The sequence below is a fragment of the Zavarzinia sp. genome (genome assembly GCF_049306435.1).
Taxonomy (GTDB): domain Bacteria; phylum Pseudomonadota; class Alphaproteobacteria; order Zavarziniales; family Zavarziniaceae; genus Zavarzinia.
The window spans coordinates 1-2,968 of the sequence record NZ_JBAQRT010000050.1 but is presented as its reverse complement, the minus strand read 5'-3'; the positions used below and the strand labels follow the sequence as shown (position 1 = coordinate 2,968).

The following is a 2,968-nucleotide window of genomic DNA, read 5'->3' as shown; positions in this document are numbered from 1 at the left end:
GTTGCCGCGGGCTTGGCCGCCGCCGGGGCGGAAGCCGCCGCCGTCGCCGTCTCGTCGATCGCGCCGATGATCTGGCCGATGGTCACGGTGTCACCAGGCTTTGCGTCGACGCGGAGGATCACGCCGTCCGCCGGCGCGTTCACCTCGACCGCGACCTTGTCGGTTTCGAGTTCCACCAGCGGCTCGTCGCGCTTCACCGCTTCGCCGACATTGCGGAACCACTTGCCGATGGTGGCCTCGGTCACGCTTTCGCCGAGCGTCGGCACCTTCAGTTCGATCGTCATTCTGTTGCCTCTTCGGCGTTCCTGAAGTCCAAGGTTCGGTCAGACCGACAGGGCGTCGTTGACCAGTTTGTTCTGTTCTTCCACATGCTTGCGCAGGAGGCCGGTCGCCGGCGAGGCGGCGGCGGCACGGCCGGCGTATTTGGCGCGGCCGGGCTTGCTCTTGGCCTTGCCGATCACCCATTCCAGCCAGGGTTCGACATGGAACCAGGCCCCCATGTTCTTGGGCTCCTCCTGGCACCAGACCACATCCGCCTTGGGGAAGCGCTGGATCAGGTTGACCAGGGTCTTGGCCGGGAAGGGATAAAGCTGCTCGACGCGGCCGATGTAGACATCATGGATGCCCTGCTTCTCGCGCTCGGCCAGCAGATCGTAATAGACCTTGCCGGTGCACAGGACGACGCGCTTGATCGCCCCGTCCTTGGCCAGACGGAAGTCGCCGGTGATCTTGGGGAAATCGCCCGCGGGATCGAAATCATCTTCCAGCACGCGGTGGAACGAGGTGCCGGGACCCATTTCCGCCAGCGACGAGACCGCCTTCGGGTGACGCAGCAGCGATTTCGGCGTCATCAGGATCAGCGGCTTGCGGAACTTGCGATGGATCTGACGGCGCAGGATGTGGAAGTAGTTGGCCGGCGTCGTGCAGTTCGCGACCTGCATGTTGTCTTCGGCGCAGAGCTGGAGATAGCGCTCGAGCCGGGCCGAGGAATGCTCCGGCCCCTGGCCCTCATAGCCGTGGGGCAGCAGGCAGACGAGGCCCGACATGCGCAGCCACTTCGATTCGCCCGAGGCGATGAACTGGTCGAACACCACCTGGGCGCCATTGGCGAAATCGCCGAACTGGGCTTCCCACAGGACGAGCGCATTCGGCTCGGCCATCGAGTAGCCATATTCGAAACCAAGGACCGCCGCTTCCGACAGCATCGAGTCGTGCACCTCGAAGGCCGAGGCTTCGGCGCCAAGATTCTGCAGCGGCAGGTAACGCTCTTCCTTGCCCTGATCGACCCAGACCGCGTGGCGCTGCGAGAAGGTGCCACGGCCCGAGTCCTGGCCGGACAGGCGGACGTGGATGCCTTCCCTCAGCAGGGTACCGAAGGCCAGCGCCTCGGCGGTCGCCCAGTCGAAGCCCTCGCCGGTCTCGAACATCTTGCGCTTGGCGTCGAGCACGCGGCGCAGGGTGCGGTGGGGCGAGAAGCCCTCCGGGATCGTGGTCAGGACGTCGCCGATTTCCTTCAGAGTCTTCATCGACTCGTCGGTCTCGCCACGGCGCACGTCACCCCGGGCGACGGTCAGGCCGGCCCAGCGACCTTCCAGCCAGTCGGCCTTGTTGGACTTGAAGCTCTTGGAGGCTTCGAGATCGGCGTCGAGCTTGGCGTAGAAATCATTGACCGCGCCCTCGACCTCGGCCGCCGTCATCACGCCTTCCTCGACCAGGCGGCGACCGTAAAGTTCACGCACGCCCGGATGACCCGAAATCTTCGAGTACATCAGCGGCTGGGTGAACATCGGCTCGTCGGTCTCGTTGTGACCGTAGCGGCGATAGCAGAAGAGATCGATCACCACGTCCTTGTGGAACTTCTGGCGATATTCCGTCGCGACCTTGGCGACATGGCAGACCGCTTCCGGGTCGTCGCCATTCACATGGAAGATCGGCGCCGCGACCATCTTCGCCATGTCCGACGGATAGGGCGAGGAGCGCGAGAAGTGCGGCGCGGTGGTGAAGCCGATCTGGTTGTTCACGATGATGTGGATCGTGCCGCCGGTGCGGTAACCGCGCAGGCCCGACAGGCCGAAACATTCCGCCACCACGCCCTGACCGGCGAAGGCGGCATCGCCATGCAGCAGGATCGGCATGACCTGCACGCGGTCGAGATCGTTCTTCTGCCACTGCTTGGCGCGGGCCTTGCCGATCACCACGGGGTCGACGATCTCGAGGTGGGACGGATTGGCGGCCAGCGACAGATGGACCCTGTTGCCGTCGAATTCGCGGTCGGACGAGGTGCCGAGGTGGTATTTCACGTCGCCCGAGCCCTGGACGTCGTCGGGATTGGCCGAACCGCCCTGGAATTCGGCGAAGATCACCATGTGCGGCTTGCCCATCACGCTGGCGAGCACGTTCAGGCGGCCGCGGTGGGCCATGCCGAGCACGATCTCGTTACAGCCGAGATTGCCGGCGCGCTTGATGATGCCTTCCATCGCCGGGATCAGCGCTTCGCCGCCATCGAGGCCGAAACGCTTGGTGCCGGTGAAGCGCTTGTTCAGGAAGTGCTCGAAGCCTTCGGCTTCGACCAGCTTGTTGTAGATCGCCTTCTTGCCCTCGACGGTGAAGGTGATTTCCTTGTGGGCGCCTTCGATACGCTCCTGGATCCAGGACTTCTCGGCCGGATCGGAGATATGCATGAATTCGACGCCGACATTGCCGCAATAGGTCCGGCGCAGGATCTCGATGATCTGGCGCACCGTCGCGGTTTCGAGGCCGAGCACGAAATCGATGAAGATCGGCCGGTCCATGTCGGCTTCGGTGAAGCCATAGGACGCCGGCTCGAGTTCCGGGTGATGCTTCGGCGGCTCGAGCCCGAGGGGATCGAGATTGGCGATCAGATGGCCGCGGATGCGATAGGCGCGGATCATCATCAGCGCGCGAACCGAATCGAGGGTCGCCGCGCGGATGTCCGCCGGGCTGGGGC

General features: G+C 64.5%; 2 protein-coding genes. Both read right to left on the bottom strand.

The annotated features are described in order from the left end of the window. On the bottom strand, positions 1 to 284 hold a 284-nt coding region (locus tag WAZ62_RS02730; RefSeq protein WP_422642001.1), incomplete at its 3' end, for a biotin/lipoyl-containing protein. A gap of 39 nt (positions 285 to 323) precedes the next feature. Further along, the coding region (locus WAZ62_RS02725; RefSeq protein ID WP_422642000.1) for a 2-oxoglutarate dehydrogenase E1 component at positions 324 to 2,968 on the bottom strand (2,645 nt) is incomplete at its 5' end.